Raw genomic sequence first — 21840 nt, 5'->3', positions numbered from 1 at the left:
CGAAAGGAACCCGCTATGGTCGTCTCGTCTGTGACCCGAAGGAATCCGCCGATGTCGGACTCGCTGTTGAGAATTATGCAGGATGATCCCGAAGCGGGAACAAGTTGCGCGCGTCCGCCAAAAGGCTTGTCCCCCGACGATTTGCGCCGCATCTACCGCAATATGGTGATGATTCGCGCCTTTGACGAGCGTCAGCGGAACCTGCAACGCTCCGGCCGCATTGGCTTCTGCGTCTCCGCCACCGGCGAAGAAGCAGTCTCAGCAGGCGTATGCGCCGCACTCGAAGACGACGACTGGATTTTCCCCTATTACCGCCAGCATGGGATGCTCCTGTGCCGAAACGTCCCTCTTGAGCGGATGATGGCCCACCTCTTCGGCAACGAGCAGGATCTCGCCAAGGGCCGCCAGATGCCCGCCCACTTTACGGATCGCAGCGCGCGCTTTGTCAGCGCCTCCAGCGTCATCGGCACGCAGTTGATTCACGCTGTGGGGGCCGCGATGGCTGCCAAATACAAGAAAGACCCCGTGGCCGTGGCCGCGTTCATTGGCGATGGCGGCACCTCTTCCAGTGATTTCCATTCGGCGCTGACCTTTGCGGGCGTTTACAAGGCGCCGGTTGTTGTGTTCATTGTCAATAACCAGTACGCCATCTCGCTGCCCGTCTCCAAGCAGTGCGCCGCCGAGACGCTTCACCTCAAAGCCCAGGGTTACGGCCTGCCCGCCCTGCGAGTGGATGGCAATGACGCTGTGGCGGTCGCGCTTGCTTCGCGCGAAGCGCTCGGACGGGCGCGCTCCGGCGAGGGACCGACGCTTATCGAGCTGGTCACCTATCGTCTCGGGCCGCATTCCTCGTCTGACGACCCTTCGCGTTATCGCGACGAGTGCGAAACCGCTGAGTGGGCTGCAAAAGACCCCATCGGGCGGATGCGGCGCTATCTGGAGCATCTGGCTTTATGGGACGCTGACGCTGAAACCGAGGTCTGGGAGCAGGCCCGCACTGCGGTCAACGCAGCCAGCGCCACCGCCGAGAAAGTTTCTGAGCCTGGCTGGGCGACGATGTTTGATGACGTTTACGCCGAATTACCGCCGGCTCTTGCCTTGCAGCGCGATGAGTTTCTGGCCCGCGAGAGCGGGTTGAATCGCGCCAGTGAAGGCGAGTTTCCGCTTTAGTCGCGCGGCTGAGGATCTTCGCCGATGGCGTATTTGAGTGACGATCTGGGCTCAGGGGGCCGTTCCCGCCCCCTGAGGACCCCCACCCTGATTTATTCCTTCATTCTTGAGGGCGCTGCCCTCAAACTCCCGCTTGGCTCGTGGGGTACAGTTTCTGCCTATCGGCGGAGCGGTCGCTTTGGACCGCAGCGCCGTTTGGCGCTTTTAAGCGACGATCTGGGCTCAGAGGGCCGTTCCCGCCCCCTGAGGACCCCCACCCTGATTTATTCTTTCATTCTTGAGGGCGCTGCCCTCAAACTCCCGCTTGGCTCGTGGGGCACAGTTTCTGCCTATCGGCGGGGCGGTTGCTTTGGACCGCGACGCCGTTTGGCGCTTTTAAGAGACGATCTGGGCTCAGAGGGCCGTTCCCGCCCCCTGAGGACCCCCACCCGGATTTATTCTTTCATTCTTGAGGGCGCTGCCCTCAAACTCCCGGTTTGCTCGCGGGCCGAAGGGGCGTTTAGAAGCGCTTTCCTTCCTGCGCGCGCCCTCCAACTCCCAATGGGCAGAAGCGAACAGGCGCGAAAAATAGCCTGAAAGCCTGAAAATAACGCCGCTTTCTCTTTCCAGAGCCCCAGTCAACAACAGTGTAAAAGGATCTTCCCCTATGGCGACTCTCACCATGCTGCAAGCCATCAATGACGCGCTGCAAACCGAAATGCGGCGCGATGACCGCGTGGTCGTCTTCGGCGAAGACGTCGGCGAGAATGAAGGGGTGTTTCGCGCCACCGCCGACCTTCAACGACAATTCGGCGAAGAGCGCGTCTTCAGCGCCCCGCTCAGCGAAACCGGCATCGTCGGCGCGGCCATCGGGATGGCCCTCTATGGACTGAAACCCGTGCCGGAAATCCAGTTCGCCGACTTCGTTTACCCCGCCTTCGACCAAATCGTGTCGGAAATGGCCAAATACCGCTATCGCTCCGGGGGCGAGTATCCGTGCCCTGTCGTCGTACGCATGCCCTACGGCGGCGGCATTCGCGGCGGGCTGTATCACTCGCAGAGCCCTGAAGCCTATTTCTGCCATACGCCGGGCCTGAAAGTCGTCATCCCCTCGACCCCCGCCGATGCCAAAGGGCTCCTCGCAGCGGCGATTCGCGGCGATGATCCGGTGATCTTTATGGAGCCCAAAAAAATCTACCGCTCCGTGCGAGGCGAAACGCCGGAAGGCGAATGCGTCACGCCCATTGGGCCCGCCCGTCACGCGCGATCAGGCGCGGATCTGTCGATTTTCTGCTACGGCGCGATGGTGCCCGCTTGTGAGGCCGCCGCCGACAAGGCGCTCGAAAAACTCGGCGTCCAGGCCGATATCATCGACCTGCGTACGCTTTATCCCGTCGATGAAGACGCTATTCTCGCCTCGGTCCGCAAGACAGGCCGCGCGCTGATTGTCTATGAAGCCCCCCGCACCTGCGGCTACGGCTCTGAGATCGCTGCATTGATTGCTGAGCGCGCCGTCGATTCTCTCAAAGCGCCCATTAAACGCGTGGCAGGATTCGATACGCCGTTTCCGTATACGCTGGAGCGACTCTATGCGCCGGATGCCATCCGCATTTATCTGGGCATTCAGGAGCTGATGGCGTTTGAGTAATCCAGCAGCGGCTTATTTCGCAGCCGGCGCGAACTCCAGATTCAGCGCGCCCAGAATATAGGCGAAACTGGCGTTATACAACAAGCTTGGCGCATTACTATCACAGGCGTCCACGTCGTCGCGGTAGCTCAGCGCGCCGCTGTCGGCAGGCGTTTTACCGTCTCGATCGGCGGCATTCGGCCCGGCGACGACCAGACCGGGCATCGTGGCTTTAGCGGTCTTCATCCACGGATGGCACGGATGCTGAACCGCCCGCGCGCCCAGACCGCTCACAAACGTCTGGCTTAGCGGGTTAAGCCCCAGCAGGAAGTCGACATTGCCCACAGCGGCCGTTAAATACGCCGGGTCGCGCGTCAAGCGATAGGCAGCCAGAAGAGTCGCAGCCTGCTCAGAAAGTTGCGCGCTGGCGCCATCTTCAAAACGCGTCACACTGGTCGCCAGCGGGTTATTCGCCCGGGCGCGCCGCGATTCGCTCAGCAGGGCATCCGCCGCCTGAATCACACGAGGACGAAACCACGCGCTGATAGGATCATCCTGCGGGTTACGGGCCAGATAGTCGGTAATGGCGAGCATCGCCGGGTTGCGCCATGAGAAAGACGCCACGGGGATTTGGCGATAATGCGCCAGCAGATATTGACGATAGACGGGCTTGCCAGTCGCCAGCGCCAGTTCCGTCGCGGCCCAGAAGCGATAAACGCCGTCGCCGTCCGGATTAAGATACTCGCGCGAACCGGTCGCGTCGTCGGGCGATACCTCCAGCGTCATACCGTGGGCGGCGAGATAACGCCAGCCTTCTTCTGCGGCGAGCAGGCACTTGATGGCGTAGCCCATTTCCTTGCGCCGATAAGCCCGAGACGCCATCGCCAGCGTCGCCGCGCCGACGGCAGTATCCTGAGACGTGGCGCCAAAGGCGAAACGCTCCTGCGTGTCGTCATCCGGCGGGCCCTTGCTCACTTTTTCGCGCCCGGCGACCTTGCGGAAAAACGCGCCATCCTTGCGCTGCATGGCCATTATCCAATCCAGCCCCCAGCGCATCTCGTGCAAGAAGTCCGGCAGATCGCCCAAACCCTCTTCCGTCAAGGGGTACGAGAGCTTCAGGGTGTTAAAAATAGACGGCGAGCTGTCGTACAGCGACAGCAGACGGCCAATCGCAAGGCCGGTCGGCGTGACGTACTTGTTGTAATCGGAGCCGTCATACCAGCCGCCGGTAACGTCTTTTTGATAGCGGGCATGGGTTTCCGGACTCTCCACAAGGGCGTCTTCAGCATGAGACAAGCCGTGAGCCAGCCCGGTTACTTCATCGTCAAGTTCCACGCCGCTGCGTTGCAGATAGAAGGCGCGGATCACAGGGACCATGGCGTCCCAGTAGACGAACTCAGACACGCGCAGCAGCAGCGTCAGAGGCGGCGCGTCTTTGCCAAGTCCCTCAATTTTAAGCTGTAAGTCGCCCGACTGACGAAAATCGGAGAAATCCAGCGCCCAACGCTCAGCGGCAGGCCCCTGAAGCGAATTATCCGGGGATTTCTCAATGTTGTTAAAACGATACACGACCCGCCCGCGCGTCAACGGGGTTATTCCGGGGCGATTGGGGTCATAAAGCGAGAATTTCAGCTTGGATTGAGGCGCGACGCCTTCGAGAACCAGGCGTTTTGGGGCCATCGGGTGATACCCCCACGGATTCATGCGCGTTTCCAGCGCCTGAGCCGGATTCTGAGCAACGACGCCCAGCGACGCAAGAGCCAAAACAGCGGCAGATAGGCCCCGAAACGAGAATCCTCGTGAAAAAGAGCGTGCGCGATCGGTCATGGTCAAGGCGACGTCCCAACGATTGACACCACAAGCGCACGGTCGGCGCGCGCCGCTATCTTCATATGAACATAAAAAGACGGCAACACCCTTGGAATGTGTTGCCGGCGGTATTCACGTGTCTAACAGCCAACCGTTTTATTGTCGTTTGATAAAAACCTGTACTTAAAGCCTTTGGGACGTAAGCGTCCGGCGCTTAATACGCCAAGGAAATGCAAACTGAAGAAAGCGCACAAGCCCGGAATCGACCCAGAAAACGCAAGCCAAACGAGTCATTAAGACCCGAGTAATATTCCAACGTCAGACCCAACCGGAATGAACGCAAATCGCAGCAAGCCGCGACGCCCCTCCTGGCGCAGAGCCCCCTGCTTCGCCAAGCCCTGTCCGGCTTGCGACGCGTTCGTTATCAACTTGTGCTGCATTATGCGCCAGACCCGGTTGGCTAACATCACGCCGTCAGGTACTCCCCGATGGAGGGAGGAATGAGATCATCCTATCGGGCGTGGTCTAACTGCAGGACCATTGGTATGCTGTAAAGACCGAGAAACTTGCAGCGTTTAGAACGTGTGGCTCAGACGCAGTGGAGGACCTGCCCGGAACGACGTCCCTGAAACACCCCCGACACTGACACCGCTTGGCGCTGGCCCGCCGGGCAAATAGAATTCAGGGCGTGAGGAGATTCCAGTTCCGGCAATGTCGTCCGCTTCAGGAAGGGTATTAATTCTTTAATAAAGGCGATTCGTTCCCCTGTGATGGTCAGGCGTACGGCGTCCCAACGGCATCCGCCGCGCGATCATGGCTTGGTGGCCTTATCAAGCGAGCCGGGCGACTGGAAGAAGCCAAAAGACGCATGCCCATTGAAGATAGTCCCTGAATGAAAAGCGTCTGCGCGCGTAGCAGGGCGCAATGCCTTGCCTCAGAAACGCCTGAGACCCACGGGCAAGGGCTTTTCTCCTCGCCATTCGCCCCGCCCATTGCGCCCGCTGCAAGTTTTAAGACGATATTGTATTAAGGAGGACCTCGCGCCATGACGTATCGGAACTCGCAAAACGACGCCCTGCCAGAAAAACCGCCGGTCGCCTCGTTTCATACTTCTCTTCACGAAACGCAGTTCATGGCGTCAAGGCTGCCGGAGTATCATCAACTCGACTGGCGCGGCTATCTGGACGACGATTGGGACGAAATCCTGGACGAGGACGAAGCGGAAAGCACCCAGGTAGCGGCTTCTTCACACCCCTCGCTGGATTATCCCTATGAGTGGATTGAACATATCCGCCAGATGAGCGCGTTTCGCAAGCAACTGCGGCAATTCAGCGAAAAATTCTGCCCGCGCGCCTGCGCTGCCGCTGCCGGGTAATGCGCAAATATCCTCCATCCTCTGAATAAACAGCAAACGCCTGAGAAGCAGAAGGTCTCGCGCGCATAGTAGCCGCGAGAATCTCATCAGCGAACCAGCCCCCAAACGCAGTCATTGCGAAAAAGGGGCTGGTCGTTGTTTACAGACGTCTTTCGCGTCAGCCGCCCATCAGCCAGTCGATCAGGCTTTGAGCGGCGTAGAATCCGGCCAGGGCCTGCGGCAGGCCACTGCCCCATAAACGCCGCCACAAGGGCGTGGGCCCGTGGGGCTGGCTTTCGTACTGGCGTAAAACGGCCTGAGCAGCCCGAATTCCGCTTTGAATCTGGGCGTCGCTCGGCGCGCGCGTGGTGAAATAGCGCTGAAGCCACAACCCCGCTGTCCGCCAATAGCGCATCAGCAAGACGATCCATCCCAGCAGAAACAGCACACGGCCGGCTTCATTGACATACGGCCCCATCGCCTCCAGCGTCAGCCAGCCCAGCAAGGCCCCAGAAAGCAAAACCGTCAGATTCGTACCGCAGCGACGATGCTCGCGCGATTGGCCGCGAACCGCCTCCAGCGTCAACGGCAAGCGACGCTCGACCGCGTTAATCGTCATGTGTTCCGCCGCATGAAGCCCAGCCAGTGGCGTTAGCCGCAGCATGATAAACAGCGCGGGAATCAAAAACGCCGTCTCCAGCCAGATCCGCGCCAGGAATCCCAGTTTCCCCAGCGCCGGAAACCACGTCATAGCCGCCGCAAAAGCGATCATGAAGGCTATTTGCGCCAGCGTCGAGCCAACGGCCAGCGCAGCGCCGTTGAGCGCTATCGCCCAGGCAGGCGCGCCGCCGCGATAACGCCCCGACGTGATATACACTCCCAGCGGCGTCGCCATCCCGCCCAGACGCGGCGGTTTCGGCGCGGCGCGCAGACACAGTTCCCGCAACGCCTGACGACTGGCGCAATAGCCGCTATAGCCCCCGTCCGCCATCATCAGGGGAATCCAGCGCAGGGCGGCGTCTTGCAGAAAACGCGCGCGCGCCTCGCCGACACACGCGTGAGCAGAAAGACCCTCGACAGGCGTGGGGAGGGCAGCCCGCGTTGCGCCAAGCAGAATTCGGTCATCGATCAGGCCGCACAACGCGCCATTGGCATCGATGACAGGATAGCAATCGCGCTGCGGGTCGGGCTCGCCCCCCGCACACGGCGCCGACAAGGCGAGCGTCTGCGCAGTGAGCAAGGTATCGGACCGCTGGGCGGCTATGGGGTCAAGACGTTCCGCAATACAGGACACCGGGCGCGCGTCCAGCAGCGCCAGCGCCGGGCTGTCCAGAAGCGGACCGGTCGCCGGAAGCGGATTCTCCGGGCACGAGGACGACGCAAGCGGCATAGGCTATCCCGTATAAAAGGCCAGTGTCGCCCCTATTATACCGGATACGAGCGGCAAAACAGCCCGCCTGTGACGCATCGCGCAAACGTCCGCATTTTTGCGTCGTCAGCGTGCTGCTTTAAGGTTGTCATGCTACGCCATACTAAGGCGCGCTTTACGCAGCAGGCGCTCAAAATATCGAAGATTCTGCGACGGACCTTCGACCATAATGCGTAAAGCCTGCGCCGGGCCTGCCCCTTCGCCCTCGAAGACGGGATCGATGGCGCTAATGGCAACATATTGCGCCCGTAATAGCGACTGATTCAGCAGGCGAATGTTGACGGCCACTTGAAACGTCCGGCATTCATCGTCGCTGAGCTGATTCAGCTTGCGGCGGACGTTGGCGCAGCCTTTATTGAGGGCGCGGGCGGGACGGCGGAGTAATTGTTTCATCGCAATATCACCTTGTGTCAAATGCAGCGTTAAACTGTCGTGTCGGGCCGATCGCGCCGTCACGGAGCATTTAATCGCCTCTGCCGGATCATCAGTGGCGTTCGGAGCGTCGCACTCCGAGCATTTTGAAACAGGAACAAACAAGGGAAGGAGAATTGCATGAATGGGCAATTTAGCCTATTTCATTGCGGATGATTGTCATTGCCTTTTAAATCAGACTGCCTCTCCTTGCGTTTTATTATAAAGGCTGTTTGCATGTTGTATACCGCTAAAGCCCATTAACGAGACGATCTGTTACATCGCGAAAGAAACAGACGTCTCCCCCTCTTCAACAGAGAGGCGTATTGTCATGCGAGGCGCGACTATTGGGCGCCAGCGCCCTGAAGCGCCCGCCAGTCAGCGGTAAAGGCGGCGATGCCTTTTTCTGTCAGCGGGTGATGGTACATTTTTTTAAGGACATCGAAGGGGATCGTCGCAATATGCGCGCCCGCCTCGGCCGATTGCGTGACGTGCAACGGATGACGGATGCTCGCCGACAGAATTTTGCTGGCGAAGCGGTGGGTTTCCATCAGTTCGACCGCCTGCGCAATGACCTGGATGCCGTCGTAGCCAATATCATCGAGCCGTCCGACAAACGAGCTGATGAGCGTCGCGCCCGCATTGGCCGCCAGCAGCGCCTGATTGGCGGAGAATACCAGCGTCACATTGGTGGGAATGCCTTCCTCGCTGAACTGGCGCACAGCTTTAACGCCTTCAACGCAAAACGGGACTTTGACGTATACATTGTCGCCCCACTGGCGAAAGCGCCGCCCTTCGGCCAACATGCCCGCGCAATCGTCGCTGACGCATTCCATGCTCACGGGACCTGGCACCAGTGCGCCAATTTCGCGGATCACCGATTCGACATTGCCCGCGCCATTACGCGCCAAGAGCGTTGGATTGGTGGTAACGCCGCTAATGACGCCCATTTCGGCGGCGGCGCGGATTTCATCCAGATTGGCGGTATCCACGAAAAGTTGCATCGCAACGGTCCTTTTCTAAGTCTTGGGGTTCTAAAAAACGCGGGCAAGGGCATTCTATGGCAAACCCGGCGCGGGGCGCAAACGTCGTGCAAACAGGTGACGGAAATTGGCTCTTTGCGGGTAGAATAACAATACGCGCCCTCAGCGACAGGCATCCGGCTGAGGGGACGCGACGCCCTTGCGTGCGGAGACTATTTTCATGCCAGACGCCCTTTTAATTCCCAAGAGCCTTTCAGGCCCCTTTCGCCGTCTAAACCGGCGCGTGAACGGCGGCATGCTGGCGCTGGCTATCAGTAGCCCTTTTGCGCTGGGCCTTTGCGTCGCGCATGCCGAGCAAGAACCTTTACAGGGCTCAATTATTCAGAGCGAGCAACGCCAGGACCCGCATGTCAATTACGATGACGTAAAGGCCATCGAAAAGGGCGTCGATCTGGAAATGACCGTCACCACGCCCCTCACCTCGATTTCCGCCACCGAAGGCGATGAGTTCTTTGCCAAAATCTCACGCGATTATCAGGTGGACGGCAAGACCGTGATCCCGCGCGGGACGCTGTGTCACGGCATCGTCTCGCAATCGAAGGGGCCGCGCTGGGCGGGACGGAATGCCTATATCACCACGCGTTTCGACTATCTGATCACCCCCGATGGGCGCGAAATCCCGATTGAGGGGCAGTTTTCCAACAAAGACAAGCCGCTTACCGCTGCGGCGAAGATCGTTGGGCGCAGTACAGCCTACACCGCAGTCGGTGGGGTCGTCGGTGCCGTCATGGTCTTGAAATATGGCGGAATGGCGGCAGTTGCAGCCTCCAACGGCTACGCGCTGGCGGGCGGCGCGGCGCTGGGCGGCGCGGCGGGCCTGACATCCGCAATCGTCACCAAGGGCCACGCGGCAATGATTCAGCCGGGCGCGGATCTCAAAATCAAGCTGCAGGAGCCGCTCAAGCTCCCCACAGTCGATATGCCCGACCAGGCCGCCAAGAACTTTGCGCCAGAAGGCTTCACGGCTAAAATTCTGGCCATGCGCTTGGGAAGCGACCCATTTGGCGAGCCCAACGAGTTGACGATCAGCGTAGACTTGGATAATCGAACGGCGAACACCGTCTCTTTCTTTGATATCGCGCTGGAAGATGAGAATGGGACCATCTTTTACGCCTCGCCCTTTGGCGACTCAGGTCTGTGGTTCCAGAAACTCAATCCCAACAGCCGTTTGACGGGCAATCTGAGCTTCAGCGTCGACAATCCGAAGTTGCAGCACTTTCTGGTGATTTACAAGCAATACACGCGCGAACCGCTGGCGCGCCTCGCCCTGACCGATAAAATGACGGCCAGTAAGAAAGTCGCCCGTGAGCGCCTGCGTAAGGCCTCTGAGAAACCCGAAACCGCCGGCGCGCAACAGCCGGACTAAAGGCAAGTCCCGAACGGGCAAGCAACGACAACGTTTTAGGCATGATACGGTTTTCGATTCTGACCCTGTTTCCAGAGGTGATTGCGCCGTATGTGGGCGCAAGCATTCTGGGGCGCGCCTCTCAAGCGGGATTGATCCGTGTAGAGGCTGTTAATCCGAGGGATTTTACCGTCGATCCGCACCGAAAGGTCGATGATGCGCCCTATGGCGGCGGCAGCGGCATGGTCATGACCTGCCAACCCGTAGACGACGCCTTTAAAAGCCTAATGCCACTAGCGCAGCCGCATCAGGTCTTGCTGACCAGCCCTGCTGGACGCCGCTTCGATCAGGCGATGGCGCTTGAACTGTCTCAATGCCAGCAGATCGTGATTCTCTGCGGGCATTACGAAGGCTATGACGAGCGCATCGTCTCGCTGATACAGAAACGAACGGCGTGCGTTCAGGAAGTGTCGCTGGGGGATTTCGTTCTGACCGGCGGCGAATTGGCTGCGCTGGCCATTGTCGATGCCGTCAGTCGGCAGATTCCCGGCGTGGTGCAGAAGCGGGATTCCGTCGAGGCGGACTCTTTCTTCCATGGCTTGCTGGATTATCCTCATTACACGCGCCCCGCCTGCTACGACGATTTACCCGTCCCCGACGTGCTGCTCAGCGGCGATCACGCGCGCATCGCGGATTGGCGACGCGATCAGGCCCAGGAGCGCACCCGGCGGCGGCGTCCTGACCTGTTGGACTCATAACGACAGGCCGAGGCCGTTAAGCCATCTGCGCCCGGCCTTTGGAAAGTATGGCCTCCAGTCGGCGCCCCAGCGCAGACAGGCCAAAACAGAGTAAAAAATACGTTAGAGCAAGAAACACAAGCGCTTCAAAGTCGTGATACGTGTTCTGGTAGAGGATTTCCCCCATTCTAGTCAGCTCCATGACCCCGATAATCGAGGCGAGCGAGGTATCTTTCAACAGGGAAATCAACTGACCGACTAATGCGGGAAGCGCCCGCGAGAAGGCCAGCGGCGCGTAGATGCGTCTATAGCGGTCCAATGGCGAAAGGCCCAGACTCCGAGCGGCGTCTCGCTCGCCGGAGCGAACGCTCAGCAGCCCCCCACGCCAGATTTCAGCAAAATACGCAGCCTCAAACAGGATAAATCCTGCGAGCGCCGATTCCAGGAAGCTGGATGGGCGGTCCAGCGCATTATTCACCCAGAACATCAGGCCGTAATGCACGAAGGCCAGCCATAAAATGAGCGGAAGGCTGCGCATTCCCTCAATATAGAGCGTCGCCGCCACTCGCAACGGCCAGAGTAAGCGGGGAGCGTCCGCGCGCAAAGACCCCAGCGCAATTCCCAGCGGCAGGCTGAAGAGAGCGCTTAACACAGCAAGAATCACTGTCGTGACAAGCCCTTGAGCCAAGAGCGGCCAGCCAGTGAGAATATCCTCAAAGTGAAAATCGCGCATCACGGCCTAACTCCCGGTCGCCGTCAGCGCCGGAGTAGACGCAGGCAGAACGGCCCTGTTAAAACGCCGGCCCAGCAAACGATCCAGACTGTGAATCACACCCGAAACCAGCAGCGTTGCCGCCACATAGAACGCCGCCCCCGCCAGAAAGTACGGCGCAGGTCGAAACTCTTCTACCGCGCCGCGATAAACCATATAGAAAGCTTCTTCGACCGTGATAAAGGCCAGCAGCGAGGAGTTCTTGAGCAGACTCGCCAACTGGTTTCCCACCGCTGGCAGGCTCATGCGGGCAGCCTGTGGCAGCAACACGCGCAGGTAGACTTGCAACGGCGTCAGGCCCAGCGCCAGACCGGCATCGCGCTGTTGAGCGGACACCGCTAGCACGCCCGCCCGAAAGATCTCCGCGAGAAAGGCTCCGGTATACAACGAGAGCCCCACAATTCCGCAAAGCTCGGGAGCGAGAGTCACGCCGACGCTTTGAAGACCGCTATACCAGAACAGGAGCTGAATCAGCAACGGCGTATTTCGAAATATCTCAATATAGCCGATCGCCAGCCATCGCAAGGGCTTAAAAGACGACAGGCGAGAGAACGCCGCCACCATCCCGATGAGAATCGCGCCCAGAGAGGCGACCGCAGAGAGCCACAGCGTGACCAGGGCCGCCTGCCGCATATCCGCCGCCATCAGAATGCGGGCTGTCTCCTGCAGAAAGGCGATCCCACCCGCCAGTTCCGGCGAAACGCTCACCCCGAAGGGCCCGCTTGAACGGAAGCGCCAGGCTTCCCCTGCGCAGGCGGATTGCAATGATGCGGCGCTTCGTAAGGGCCCATCCATTTTTGGCGCAGGCGTTCCAGCGTGCCATCTTCACGCATGTCTTTCAGGATTTGATTAATCGCCAGACGGAAGCTTTCAGTCTCGTGAGAATCCAGATCCTGGCGAATCCCCAGACCGTAAGGCTCTTGAGACAGGCGCTCGGGCAGCAGGCGAAAATCGCAGCCGTCTTCCATCAGGCCGTAAAGAATGGTGTCATCGCTGGTGAAAGCTTCGGCGCGATGACCGCGCAGAGCGGTAAAGGCCTCCACAGCGCTCTTGAAGCCTTTAAAACGCGCATGAGGCAACGCCAGACGGATATTACGCTCGCTGGTCGCGCCAATCACGTAGAAGATGGTGGCGCGGTCCAGATCGCGAATCGAGCGCGCCGGGCTGCTCACCGGCGTAATCACCGCCTGACGCGCCATGTAATAGGGGTCGGTGAAGTCAATCAGGGTCTCGCGCTCAGGGGTAATCGTCATCGTCGCGGCCACCAGATCGAGCTTGCCCAGATTCAGCCCGATGATACGGGTCGACGACAGCACTTGCTGAAACTCCGGCTGAATCGGCGTACGACGCTTGAGGGTTCGGGTCAACCGGCGGGCGATTTCGCGGATAAGATCGATGTCGTAGCCCTTGATTTGGCCATCAGTGTCAAGGTAGCCGAAGGGGCGCGCGTCAAACTTGACGCCCGCAACCAGCCGCCCCGAGCGATAGATTTTGGCCAGCAGCGTGCCTTCGCCGGTCTTACCCAGCATCGGCGCGTTCAGATTGGGCAAAGCGCCCCGGCAAGAGCGAAACGACAGCGCCAGCAAGGCGATCGCAACGCCGATCAGGATAATCAACAGCCATTGGCGCTTCTTGGGGGCAGACATGGAGAAAACGTCCTTTCTCAGGCCCCGCCGCCCGCCAGCGCATCGCGGAAACGTCCCAGAACACTCGCAGATTGCGGCGTCGGCTTTTTGCGACCCTCTCGGCGATCGCCAAGTTCGGCCAGTTGCTCGAGCAGCTTCTTCTCTTCGCCTGACAGCTTGGTGGGGACGCGGGCCTGCACCTGGATAAAGTGGTCGCCGCGGCGTTGCGGGTGATTAAGATGGGGCATGCCGTGTCCGCGCAACGTAAATACGGCGCCGTTCTGGGTTCCGGCGGGTATCTTAAGGGATTCAAGCCCATCGAGGGTTTCAACCTCAACGGAGCCGCCCAGCGCCAGCCGAGGAAATGACGTTTCCAGCGTAGAGAGGATGTTATAGCCGTCACGCTGAAACACCGGATGCGGATTAAGGTGAATCATCACGTACAAGTCGCCGGCAGGCCCGCCGTGCGGCCCCGCATTGCCTTCGCCCGCCACGCGCAGCCGCGTGCCGTGATCGACGCCGGGCGGAATGGTCAGCGTCAGGGTCTTTTCGCTCTGAGCGCGGCCAGCGCCATTACAGGTCTTGCATGGATCGGCGATCATCTGGCCCATCCCCCGGCAGCGCGGGCATGCGCCGATTTGGGTGAAGTGCCCAATGATGGTTTGCGTCGTCTGGCGAATCTGGCCCGAGCCGCCGCAGGTGGAACAGGCGCTGGGGCCCGTTCCGGGCGCGCAACCAGAGCCAGAGCACTCATCGCAGTGGGTCAGGCGCTGAATGGGCAGGTCTTTCTTCAGCCCATTGAGGCAATCGTGGAAGTCCAGCGCGACATCCACGCGCAGATCATCGCCCTGATAGGGGTTCTGCTGGCGTCGCCCCCCGGCGGAAAAGCCGAAATCGCCCCCAAAAAACGAGGAAAACAAGTCGTTGAGGTCGGGAAAGCCCTGCATGAAATCCCAACTGGGCGAGTAGCCGCCGGATTTCAGGCCGTCGTGGCCGTAGGCGTCGTAGACCTGGCGTTTCTGATCGTCGCTGAGGACGTCAAAGGCCTCGCCCAACTCCTTAAAGCGCGCATCGGCGTCCGGGCTCGGGTTAACGTCCGGGTGAACCTCTTTGGCGATTTTGCGGAAGGCCTTCTTGATCTCGTCCTTGGACGCGCTGCGGCTGAGGCCAAGGATCTCGTAATAGTCGCGTTTGGCGGTACTCACGGTCATCCTCGCAGGCGACGGGCCGATAGAAGGCTCAAGGAAACGGATCTCAAGGGGATGAATCTGACAAGCGCGCGCATGGGCTAGGCGTCCGCCGACGGCGGGGGCGTAAACGGGTTGCCAGCAGCGGGCGCAGGCGGTTCCGATGGCGCCGAAGAAACCGGCGGGGCGGCGACCATCACCAGCGCGGGGCGCAGGACGCGATCATGAAGCATGTAGCCGCTCATGGCCTCCAGCAGAATCTGATTTTCAGGGACGGCGTCGGTCGGCGTTTGTCCGGCGGCCTCGTGGAAGTTGGGGTCAAAGGCCTGGCCGACGGTTTCAATCCGCGTGAGACCCAGTTGGGTGAGGGCGTCGAGCAATTGGCGGCGCATCAGCGTCATACCCTGAAAGAGGGTTTTAGAGTCAGATTGCTCGGTGAGGCTGCCCAAGCCGCGATCGAGAGTATCGAGGACGGGAATCAGCCGTTGCAGCGTGGATTCCGCGCCGAACTTCATGAGGGCTTCTCGCTCTTGAGTGACGCGCTTGCGGAAGTTATCAAAGTCTGCGGCCAGACGCAGATGCTGATCGTAAAGGCCATCGTACTGGGCCTTCCAGTCTTCGGCGTCGCTGGCGGCGGGGGACTCCGGCGTCGGGGCGGCAGCGGAGGACTCCTCGACAGCGTCTTCCCCAGGCGCGGCGGAAGCGGCTTTTTGAAAGGGATTCATCGCAAGACGACTCTCTACATCAGAATGATACGGCGCTGGTATTCTACCGAAAACAGGCGACGGCGGAAATAAAGGCTCAAAACAGGCCCCGCGACGGGCCAGCCGTCGACAAAGCCGAAAGGCGACACGCGTCGAGTCCCGGCAGGCATCCGGCATAAGCGCTCAGAGAGCGGGTTTTACCTGGTGGATGTAACAAATATTTCATATTCACCGGGCGGCTAGCAACACATTGGGTTCATCGGTCTTTGAATGGTAGATTGAGCGCTAAACAGCAACCCTTCCCTTCTGCGATCCGGCCAGTTCCTCACGATAGAACGTTTTTGGTAAAGGGGTCTTTGCAACCGATGGCTATAAGTCCTGTGATGCCTTCCACCTCCTCGGCGGTCAACATTCAGATCATCGAGCCGAAGAACTTCCCCAATGGGGCCGTTCCCGGCGCGATGATGACGTCTGCGCCGTATGGACAGACGCCTTACGGCGCCCCCGCCCCCGGTCAACCGGGTCAGCCCGGCCAGTCGCCTTATGGTGGCGGATACCCCTACGGCGGCGGATATTATGGCGGTACGCCGCAGCAGGCGCTTCAAGGCGCTTACACCGACGCCGTTTCGGCCCGAAACGCCGCCGAGGCGCAGCGCAACGCGTATCTGAATATGGCCAGTCAGCTTAATAACATGGCCTATTACCAGCAGATGATGAATCCGGCAAACTACTACCAGCCGCAATATCCGCAACAGCCATACCCGATGGAAGCGCCGCCCCCGCCGCCGATGGCCCAACCGCCGATGGAAGCGCCGCAGACCTCCTCGCTGAAATCTGCGACGATTGAGCAGTTGAACCAGATGCTGGATAAACCCGGCATGCTGCAAGAGCGCATTGATTCGATGGAGCAGATCGCCATGCGGGGCTTCGGTACGCCGCGCACGTACGAACTGCTCAAGCGCGAGGCGATGGCCGACACCAGCCAGTATGAAGGTCAGGCCAAGGAAGACGCCCTCTACGTCCGCCAAGCCGCCCTCTGGACGCTGGGGATGCTCAACAAGGCCCAGAATGCGACAATGCCCACTCAGGATTTGCCCGGCATCGATATTGTCGAGAAGATTCTGAAGAATCCAAACGAGAACAAAGACGTAAAAGTCGCCGCCATTCAGTCGTTGATGGTCGTGAATCGCACCAACGATTCGCATATCAAGCGCATTCTCAAGCCGCTCATCCATAGCTGGTGGCCCGGCAAGCGCGAGAAAGACCCGCATGTCCAGCAGATCATTAAAGACGCGCTCGACGGCAAGTCGATTCCGATTCCGGCTTCAGCCACGTCCGCCACGGCTGGCATGCCGCCGATGATGGCCTAGGCAAAGGCTTTTCAGCCGCCGGGGCTTCTGTCTCTCTCATTCATCGAAAAAATCCCCTCGCCTGCGCGTGACGCGGACGAGGGGATTCTGTTCAAGAGGAAGGCTTATCCCCGGCTTAATGCGAAAACGTCGCGTCGCCGCGCTTGCCGCGGTTCTGGGTGAGGGCGTCCAGCACGTCGATGGGAATGGGGAAGAAGATAGTTGTGTTTTTCTCGGCGCCCACTTCGACCATGGTTTGCAGGTAGCGCATTTGCAGGGCCATGGGATGCTCGCCCATTAATTTGGCGGCGTCTACCAGTTTTTCGGCGGCCTGAAACTCGCCTTCGGCGGCAATGACTTTCGCCCGGCGTTCGCGCTCGGCTTCAGCCTGGCGGGCCAGGGCGCGTTGCATATCCGAAGGCAGGTCCACCTGCTTCACTTCAACATTTGTGACCTTGACGCCCCACGGATTGGTCTGCTCATCAAGGATTTCCTGCACTTCACGGCTGATTTTTTCGCGATTGCTCAGCAATTCATCGAGTTCGGCCTGACCGACGACGCTTCTGAGCGTGGTTTGGGCCATTTGCGACGTGGCGTAGTGGTAGTTTTCAATCTCGGTGATGGCTTTCAGCTCGTCAACGACGCGGTAATAGACAACCGCATTGACCTTAATCGACACGTTGTCGCGCGTAATCACGTCTTGCGGCGGGACATCCATGGTCACCGTGCGCAAATCGATCTTCACCATACGGTCCACAAAGGGCGGAGCCAGCAGGAAAAACAGGCCGGGGCCCACGGGTTCGGACTGAATCCGGCCCAGTCGGAAAATCACGCCGCGTTCGTACTCGTTGAGAACCCGAATCCAGCTGATAAAGAAGAAAAACCCGATCACCAGAACCGGTAACACGGGAACCAATAACATCAGGGAATTCATCCGTTTGCTCCTCGCCTCCTGGTTGACAGTTTCAGAATGGGGGTAAAAAATCGCACGCATCCGATCAGCGCGCATCCTGACCATCGTAGCCGTTGCGCGCGATTTGCGCATCCCCCATTGAGAAATGCGCGCACGACACAGACCCTGCGCAGGCGCTCTAAACGCGGCCATACGCTGAGCCCCACCCTCGAGGGTTGTGTCAGCGTCTGAGAGTTCTGGAGAGAGAGGTTCTCAAACTCTTGAGAGGTTTCCCGAAACCGGGAGGGCCGTCAATGGGGTGCCACGCCAAGGGCGGCCCACCGGTGGGGAACGGCTGCGCGGAAGAAGCCGAAGAGTGCAGCGCCGGGCGCTTGCGTCATCGCGCGGTATCGAAAAGCGAGACCCCGCATTACCAGCCCCTCGCACGGGGGTGCGCGCAGAAGGGTCATAGGCTGGGTCTGAGTCAACGTCTAGACGGGCCGCGATTTAGGCGGCTGTATCGCATTTACGATTCATGCCTGATCATGATTCATACGTTTAAAAAACCATAGAGATCAATATTTACGATTTTACAGAACCCGCTCAGAGAGCGCGTTTCAAGCCCCAGTCATGATTTTATATTTCTTTACAAAGCAAGCGAAAAACGTCTAAAATCAGCGTAGCAGCAGGCGATTCGCTATGCGCGAGCGTCATTCATCTTGCTATGCCAGAATCCATAGCCAAAATAAACGGCCATACCCAGCAAGAACCAGCCGATCGTAACGATCCAGGTGGTTGGAGCCAAGCCCAGCATAACGATCAGACAGCCGAGCCCGCCAATAATAGGAAAGGTCAAGCCCAGCGGCGTGCGGAAGGGACGGGGACGCTCGGGATCCGTGATACGCAGCATCGCCACCCCGGCGCAGACGACCAGAAACGCGCCGAGCGTCCCGATATTACACATTTCGGACAAGAGCCCGATGGGCAGCAGACCTGCGCCGATGGCAACAAAGAAGCCCACCAGCACGGTGCAGATGTGCGGCGTCTGGAAAACCGGATGCACCTTGGAAAACAGCGCAGGCAACAGGCCATCGCGAGAAATCGCATAGAAAATACGGGTGCCGCCCAGTTGCAGTACCAGCATCACCGAGGTAAGGCCGGCAATCGCGCCGACGCTGATGAGAATCTGCGCCCAGGGGTAATTGCCCATATAGCGCATGGCGCCGACCACAGCGGCTTCGGTATTGATTTGGTCGAGCGGCGTAACAGCCGTCACCACGGCGGAAACCGCAATATAGAGAATCGTACAGATAGCAAGCGAACCCATAATGCCGATAGGAATATCGCGCTGCGGGTTTTTGGTTTCTTCGGCAGCGGTCGACACTGCGTCAAAGCCGATATAAGCGAAGAAAATCGTAGACGCGCCGGTGAGAATCCCGTAAAAGCCGTTGGGCGCAAACGTCTGCCAGCCATTGGCGAACCAGTTTTCATGCGCAATGGCCATGTGCTGCGGATTGCCGCCAAAAATAAAGAGGGCGCCCACCGCCACAAACAGCAGAATGACGCCCGTCTTGATGAAGACCATCACGGCTGCGGTGCGAGCGCTTTCGGAAACGCCGAAAAACAGCAGCGTGGTAATTAGCATCACGATAATAAACGCCGGGACGTTAAACGCCTTTTGAATCAAGAGGTAATAATGATCATCCGTAAACGGGATCGTAAACGGGATGGCCTTGAGTAATAGAGAGGGATCCGCCTTGTCGAGGCTCACCTCGGTGGTCAGCGTATTGCTCGATAGAAAAGCCGGCATCGTGACGTTAAAATGCGACAGCAGGAATTCCTTGACGTGACCGGTCCAACTGACGGCGACCGCCATGTTGCCGACGGCGTATTCCAGCACCAGCGCCCAGCCGATAATCCAGGCGATGAATTCGCCCATCGTGGAAAAAGCGTAGGTATAGGCGGAACCCGAAATGGGCGCCATCGAGGCGAATTCGGAGTAGCAAAGGGCGCACAGGCCGCAAATAAAACCGACAATCACAAAGGAGACGACCACCGCAGGCCCTGCGCCCGGGTGTCCGGCAGCGCCGACAGCGGCAGACCCGCACAGAGCGAAAATCCCGGCCCCGATCATCGCGCCCACGCCGAAAATAACCAGATCAAAGGCGCTCAACGTCTTTTTGAGCTGATGCTCCTGATGTCCCGCCTCGTGCAGGATGCGATCCAGACTCTTGGTGCGAAACAGGCGGCTCAACAGCGAGGGGCGAGACATTTCGGCAATTCCAGACATGGACGACTCCCTTAAGTACGCGGCATCCGCCGGATCAATGCGGATATGAAAGGTCAAACGGTAACATAAACATTTAAAGGCGCTCAAGCGGCGCGCATGCGCGAAGGCCCCTTCATGTAACGATGGCCTGCGCAGCAGCAGCCTTTTGACGGGAACGGACGGGGATCCGGGGGACTCCGAAGCTTGTAACAATTTTAAGGACACGGGCGCCTGCGCGTATCAAGAGTTCGTTTATTTGGTCGATACCAAAAGCAGTCGCGCCGGTCGACCATGAAGACAGCGATGTTGAATCATCGCAAGTCGCGCGTTCGGGCGATTCAGGCCACTTCTGACGAGGGCGTTTGTCTATGTCCAGCACCTCCCCGATTTCTCTCAGCGGTCTGGCGTCGGGCTTCCCAACGGAAGACGTCATCACCAAACTGATGGCGATTGAAAAACGACCCGTCGACATTCTCAAGACGCGCCTTCAGAACCTGAATCTGGGCGATGCGCAGTATAAAAACGCTAAATCGCGCGTGGAATCGCTTAACGCGGTGCTCAAAAAGCTGGTCACCCCGTCGGTGCTGGAGGGCGACCCGTTTAAGGCCAAGGCGTCGAAGTCAGCCAATGACGCCATTGCCACGGCGACCGTTACAGGCAACGCTTCGGCGCAAACCCTCAAGCTGGAAGTGCGCCAGTTGGCGACTGCCACCACCGCGCGCAGCGTCAGCAACGTCGCCTCGCAACTCGCCGCGGGAACAGATCTCATCAGCGACGTCGCCCAAGGAGGCATTACCAGCGGGACGTTTACCGTTTTTGTGGACGGCGCGGCTCATAGCATTACCGTCGATGCGACACAGAATTTTGACAGCGTGTTTACGCAGATAAGCGCGCTGGCCAATATCACCGGCGTGAGCGTCTCGGGCGGCAAAATTCAGATCGACAACGCCGCCGGCCATACGGTGCAACTGGGCGCCAATGGCGATACGTCGAATTTTCTGGATCTGACGTTTTTAAAGACCGGCGATAAGACGGCCACCAGCGTCACCAGCTCGGTCGCCCTCACGCGGGTAAATCTGGGCGCGGTTGCCAGTACGGCGGGCGCAAACCTGGCGACGCCTCTGACTGACGGAACGTTTACCATCGGCAAGGCCACGTTTGACACCACCGGCAAAACGTTGAATGCGATTATCAGCGAAATCAACAACAACGCCGACGCCGGCGTGTCGATTTCTTATGACGTGGCGGCCAACCGGCTGAATTTGAGCGCCACGGGCAGCGGCAGCGCACTGATTACCATGGCCGACGGCACGAGTAATTTTCTGGGCGCGATGGGGCTGATCAGCGGCGGCGATTCGACGCTGTCGCAGACCGCCGGCAAAAACGCTGAATTTTACGTCAATGGCACCCAGCTCTTCAGCGGATCCAACACGGTCAGCTCGAGTATCACAGGCCTCACGGGCGTGACGCTGGAACTCAAGGGCCAGAACGTCGGCGCGCCGATTGATATTGTCATCAGCCGAGACGCTTCGAAGCTGGAAACAGCCGTCACGGACCTGGTGGCCCAGCTCAATCAGGCCATCTCGTTTATCGACGAGCAGACGGATATGCAGAACAACAACGCCAAGCTCAAGGGCGAAAGCAGTCTGCGACGCTTCCGTGACCAGTTGCGCAGTACAATGTCGAATCCGGTTGCGGGTTTGACGAAGTATTCGACGCTGTTTTCAGTCGGGATTTCGACCGGAGCCGTGACAGCAGGCGATAACACCGCCTCGTCGAAGTTTCAGTTTGATAAAACCCAGTTTGAAGCTGCGCTGGCATCCAATCCCGATGAGGTCAGCGCCCTGATGGTCGGCGCCACCGGCGTTTTGACCCAGCTTAAGACCCTGACCGACAACGCCTTGAACGACGACGCCAACGAATCGCTCGACGGCCTGTTCGCCGGGCACAATAACAGCACCGAGCGGCGTATCAAGGATCTCAACACGCAAATCTCGCGCGCAGAAAGCCGCTTGGCACAAAAAGAAGAGTTCTATCGCAAGCAGTTTCAGGTGATGGAAATGCTGATTTCCCAATATAACAATCAGGGAACGGCCATCACCAATATGGCCAACCAAATTGCGGCCAACAAGGGCTAA

The 21840-nt window shown here is 59.1% G+C and carries 18 protein-coding genes; 7 read left to right on the top strand and 11 right to left on the bottom strand.

From position 1 onward, the window contains the following. Positions 1 to 15: 15 nt before the first annotated feature. Together IPK79_09655 and IPK79_09650 are read left to right on the top strand one after the other, a co-directional pair. On the top strand, positions 16 to 1170 hold the full coding sequence (locus IPK79_09655; protein MBK8190697.1) for a thiamine pyrophosphate-dependent dehydrogenase E1 component subunit alpha: 1155 nt from the start codon (positions 16 to 18) through the stop codon (positions 1168 to 1170). A gap of 646 nt (positions 1171 to 1816) precedes the next feature. Then, a complete protein-coding gene (locus tag IPK79_09650; GenBank protein ID MBK8190696.1) occupies positions 1817 to 2797 on the top strand; it encodes an alpha-ketoacid dehydrogenase subunit beta in 981 nt (326 codons plus the stop codon). Positions 2798 to 2809: 12 nt separating this feature from the next. On the opposite strand, the gene IPK79_09645 is transcribed toward IPK79_09650, so the two are convergent. After that, positions 2810 to 4603, bottom strand: coding sequence for a glycoside hydrolase family 9 protein (locus tag IPK79_09645; GenBank protein MBK8190695.1), 1794 nt, complete (start codon positions 4601 to 4603; stop codon positions 2810 to 2812). A 1027-nt stretch (positions 4604 to 5630) separates the two neighbouring features. Here IPK79_09645 and IPK79_09640 point away from each other — a divergent pair. Further along, entirely contained in the window at positions 5631 to 5960 is a 330-nt protein-coding gene (locus IPK79_09640; protein MBK8190694.1) for a hypothetical protein, read from the top strand. 157 nt (positions 5961 to 6117) lie between these two features. Here the strand turns inward: IPK79_09640 and IPK79_09635 are convergent, their stop codons facing one another. The 3 genes from IPK79_09635 to fsa form a co-directional block, all read right to left on the bottom strand. Further along, on the bottom strand, positions 6118 to 7329 hold the full coding sequence (locus IPK79_09635) for a DUF1385 domain-containing protein (GenBank protein MBK8190693.1): 1212 nt from the start codon (positions 7327 to 7329) through the stop codon (positions 6118 to 6120). A 132-nt stretch (positions 7330 to 7461) separates the two neighbouring features. Next, the gene (locus IPK79_09630) at positions 7462 to 7761 is read right to left on the bottom strand and encodes a hypothetical protein (GenBank protein MBK8190692.1); all 300 of its coding nucleotides are present in this window, start codon (positions 7759 to 7761) and stop codon (positions 7462 to 7464) included. A 362-nt stretch (positions 7762 to 8123) separates the two neighbouring features. Continuing rightward, positions 8124 to 8783, bottom strand: a complete 660-nt coding sequence (gene fsa, locus IPK79_09625; GenBank protein MBK8190691.1) for a fructose-6-phosphate aldolase — start codon at positions 8781 to 8783, stop codon at positions 8124 to 8126. Positions 8784 to 8982: 199 nt separating this feature from the next. On the opposite strand from fsa, the gene IPK79_09620 reads away from it, so the two are divergent. Further along, positions 8983 to 10188 (top strand): hypothetical protein, encoded by a 1206-nt coding sequence (locus IPK79_09620; GenBank protein ID MBK8190690.1) that lies wholly within the window; start codon positions 8983 to 8985, stop codon positions 10186 to 10188. Positions 10189 to 10232: 44 nt separating this feature from the next. Beyond that, positions 10233 to 10925: a tRNA (guanosine(37)-N1)-methyltransferase TrmD gene (gene trmD / locus IPK79_09615; protein MBK8190689.1), complete on the top strand. Its 693-nt coding sequence runs from the start codon at positions 10233 to 10235 to the stop codon at positions 10923 to 10925. A gap of 16 nt (positions 10926 to 10941) precedes the next feature. Here trmD and IPK79_09610 read toward each other — a convergent pair whose 3' ends face one another. The 5 genes from IPK79_09610 to grpE form a co-directional block, all read right to left on the bottom strand. Beyond that, on the bottom strand, positions 10942 to 11637 hold the full coding sequence (locus IPK79_09610) for an amino acid ABC transporter permease (GenBank protein ID MBK8190688.1): 696 nt from the start codon (positions 11635 to 11637) through the stop codon (positions 10942 to 10944). A gap of 6 nt (positions 11638 to 11643) precedes the next feature. Beyond that, on the bottom strand, positions 11644 to 12384 hold the full coding sequence (locus IPK79_09605; GenBank protein ID MBK8190687.1) for an amino acid ABC transporter permease: 741 nt from the start codon (positions 12382 to 12384) through the stop codon (positions 11644 to 11646). Next, complete coding sequence (locus IPK79_09600) at positions 12381 to 13322, bottom strand: transporter substrate-binding domain-containing protein (GenBank protein ID MBK8190686.1); 942 nt, start codon at positions 13320 to 13322, stop codon at positions 12381 to 12383. The genes IPK79_09605 and IPK79_09600 overlap by 4 nt, the downstream gene beginning before the upstream one ends. Before the next feature lie 17 nt (positions 13323 to 13339). Next, entirely contained in the window at positions 13340 to 14506 is a 1167-nt protein-coding gene (dnaJ, locus tag IPK79_09595; protein MBK8190685.1) for a molecular chaperone DnaJ, read from the bottom strand. Between the two features lie 83 nt (positions 14507 to 14589). Further along, the gene (gene grpE / locus IPK79_09590) at positions 14590 to 15213 is read right to left on the bottom strand and encodes a nucleotide exchange factor GrpE (GenBank protein ID MBK8190684.1); all 624 of its coding nucleotides are present in this window, start codon (positions 15211 to 15213) and stop codon (positions 14590 to 14592) included. A gap of 344 nt (positions 15214 to 15557) precedes the next feature. On the opposite strand from grpE, the gene IPK79_09585 reads away from it, so the two are divergent. After that, the gene (locus IPK79_09585; GenBank protein MBK8190683.1) at positions 15558 to 16562 is read left to right on the top strand and encodes a hypothetical protein; all 1005 of its coding nucleotides are present in this window, start codon (positions 15558 to 15560) and stop codon (positions 16560 to 16562) included. A gap of 115 nt (positions 16563 to 16677) precedes the next feature. On the opposite strand, the gene IPK79_09580 is transcribed toward IPK79_09585, so the two are convergent. Both IPK79_09580 and IPK79_09575 read right to left on the bottom strand, forming a co-directional pair. Then, positions 16678 to 17463 carry a slipin family protein gene (locus IPK79_09580; GenBank protein ID MBK8190682.1) on the bottom strand — a complete coding sequence of 262 codons (786 nt, stop codon included), beginning with the start codon at positions 17461 to 17463 and terminating at the stop codon, positions 16678 to 16680. Positions 17464 to 18130: 667 nt separating this feature from the next. Next, positions 18131 to 19705, bottom strand: a complete 1575-nt coding sequence (locus IPK79_09575) for an amino acid permease (protein MBK8190681.1) — start codon at positions 19703 to 19705, stop codon at positions 18131 to 18133. Between the two features lie 365 nt (positions 19706 to 20070). On the opposite strand from IPK79_09575, the gene fliD reads away from it, so the two are divergent. Further along, positions 20071 to 21840, top strand: coding sequence for a flagellar filament capping protein FliD (gene fliD, locus IPK79_09570; GenBank protein MBK8190680.1), 1770 nt, complete (start codon positions 20071 to 20073; stop codon positions 21838 to 21840).

It is taken from the genome of Vampirovibrionales bacterium (assembly GCA_016712355.1).
Lineage (GTDB): Bacteria > Cyanobacteriota > Vampirovibrionia > Vampirovibrionales > Vampirovibrionaceae > JADJRF01.
The sequence above is the reverse complement of the archived record's forward strand: the minus strand, read 5'-3'. Positions and strand labels throughout refer to the sequence as shown.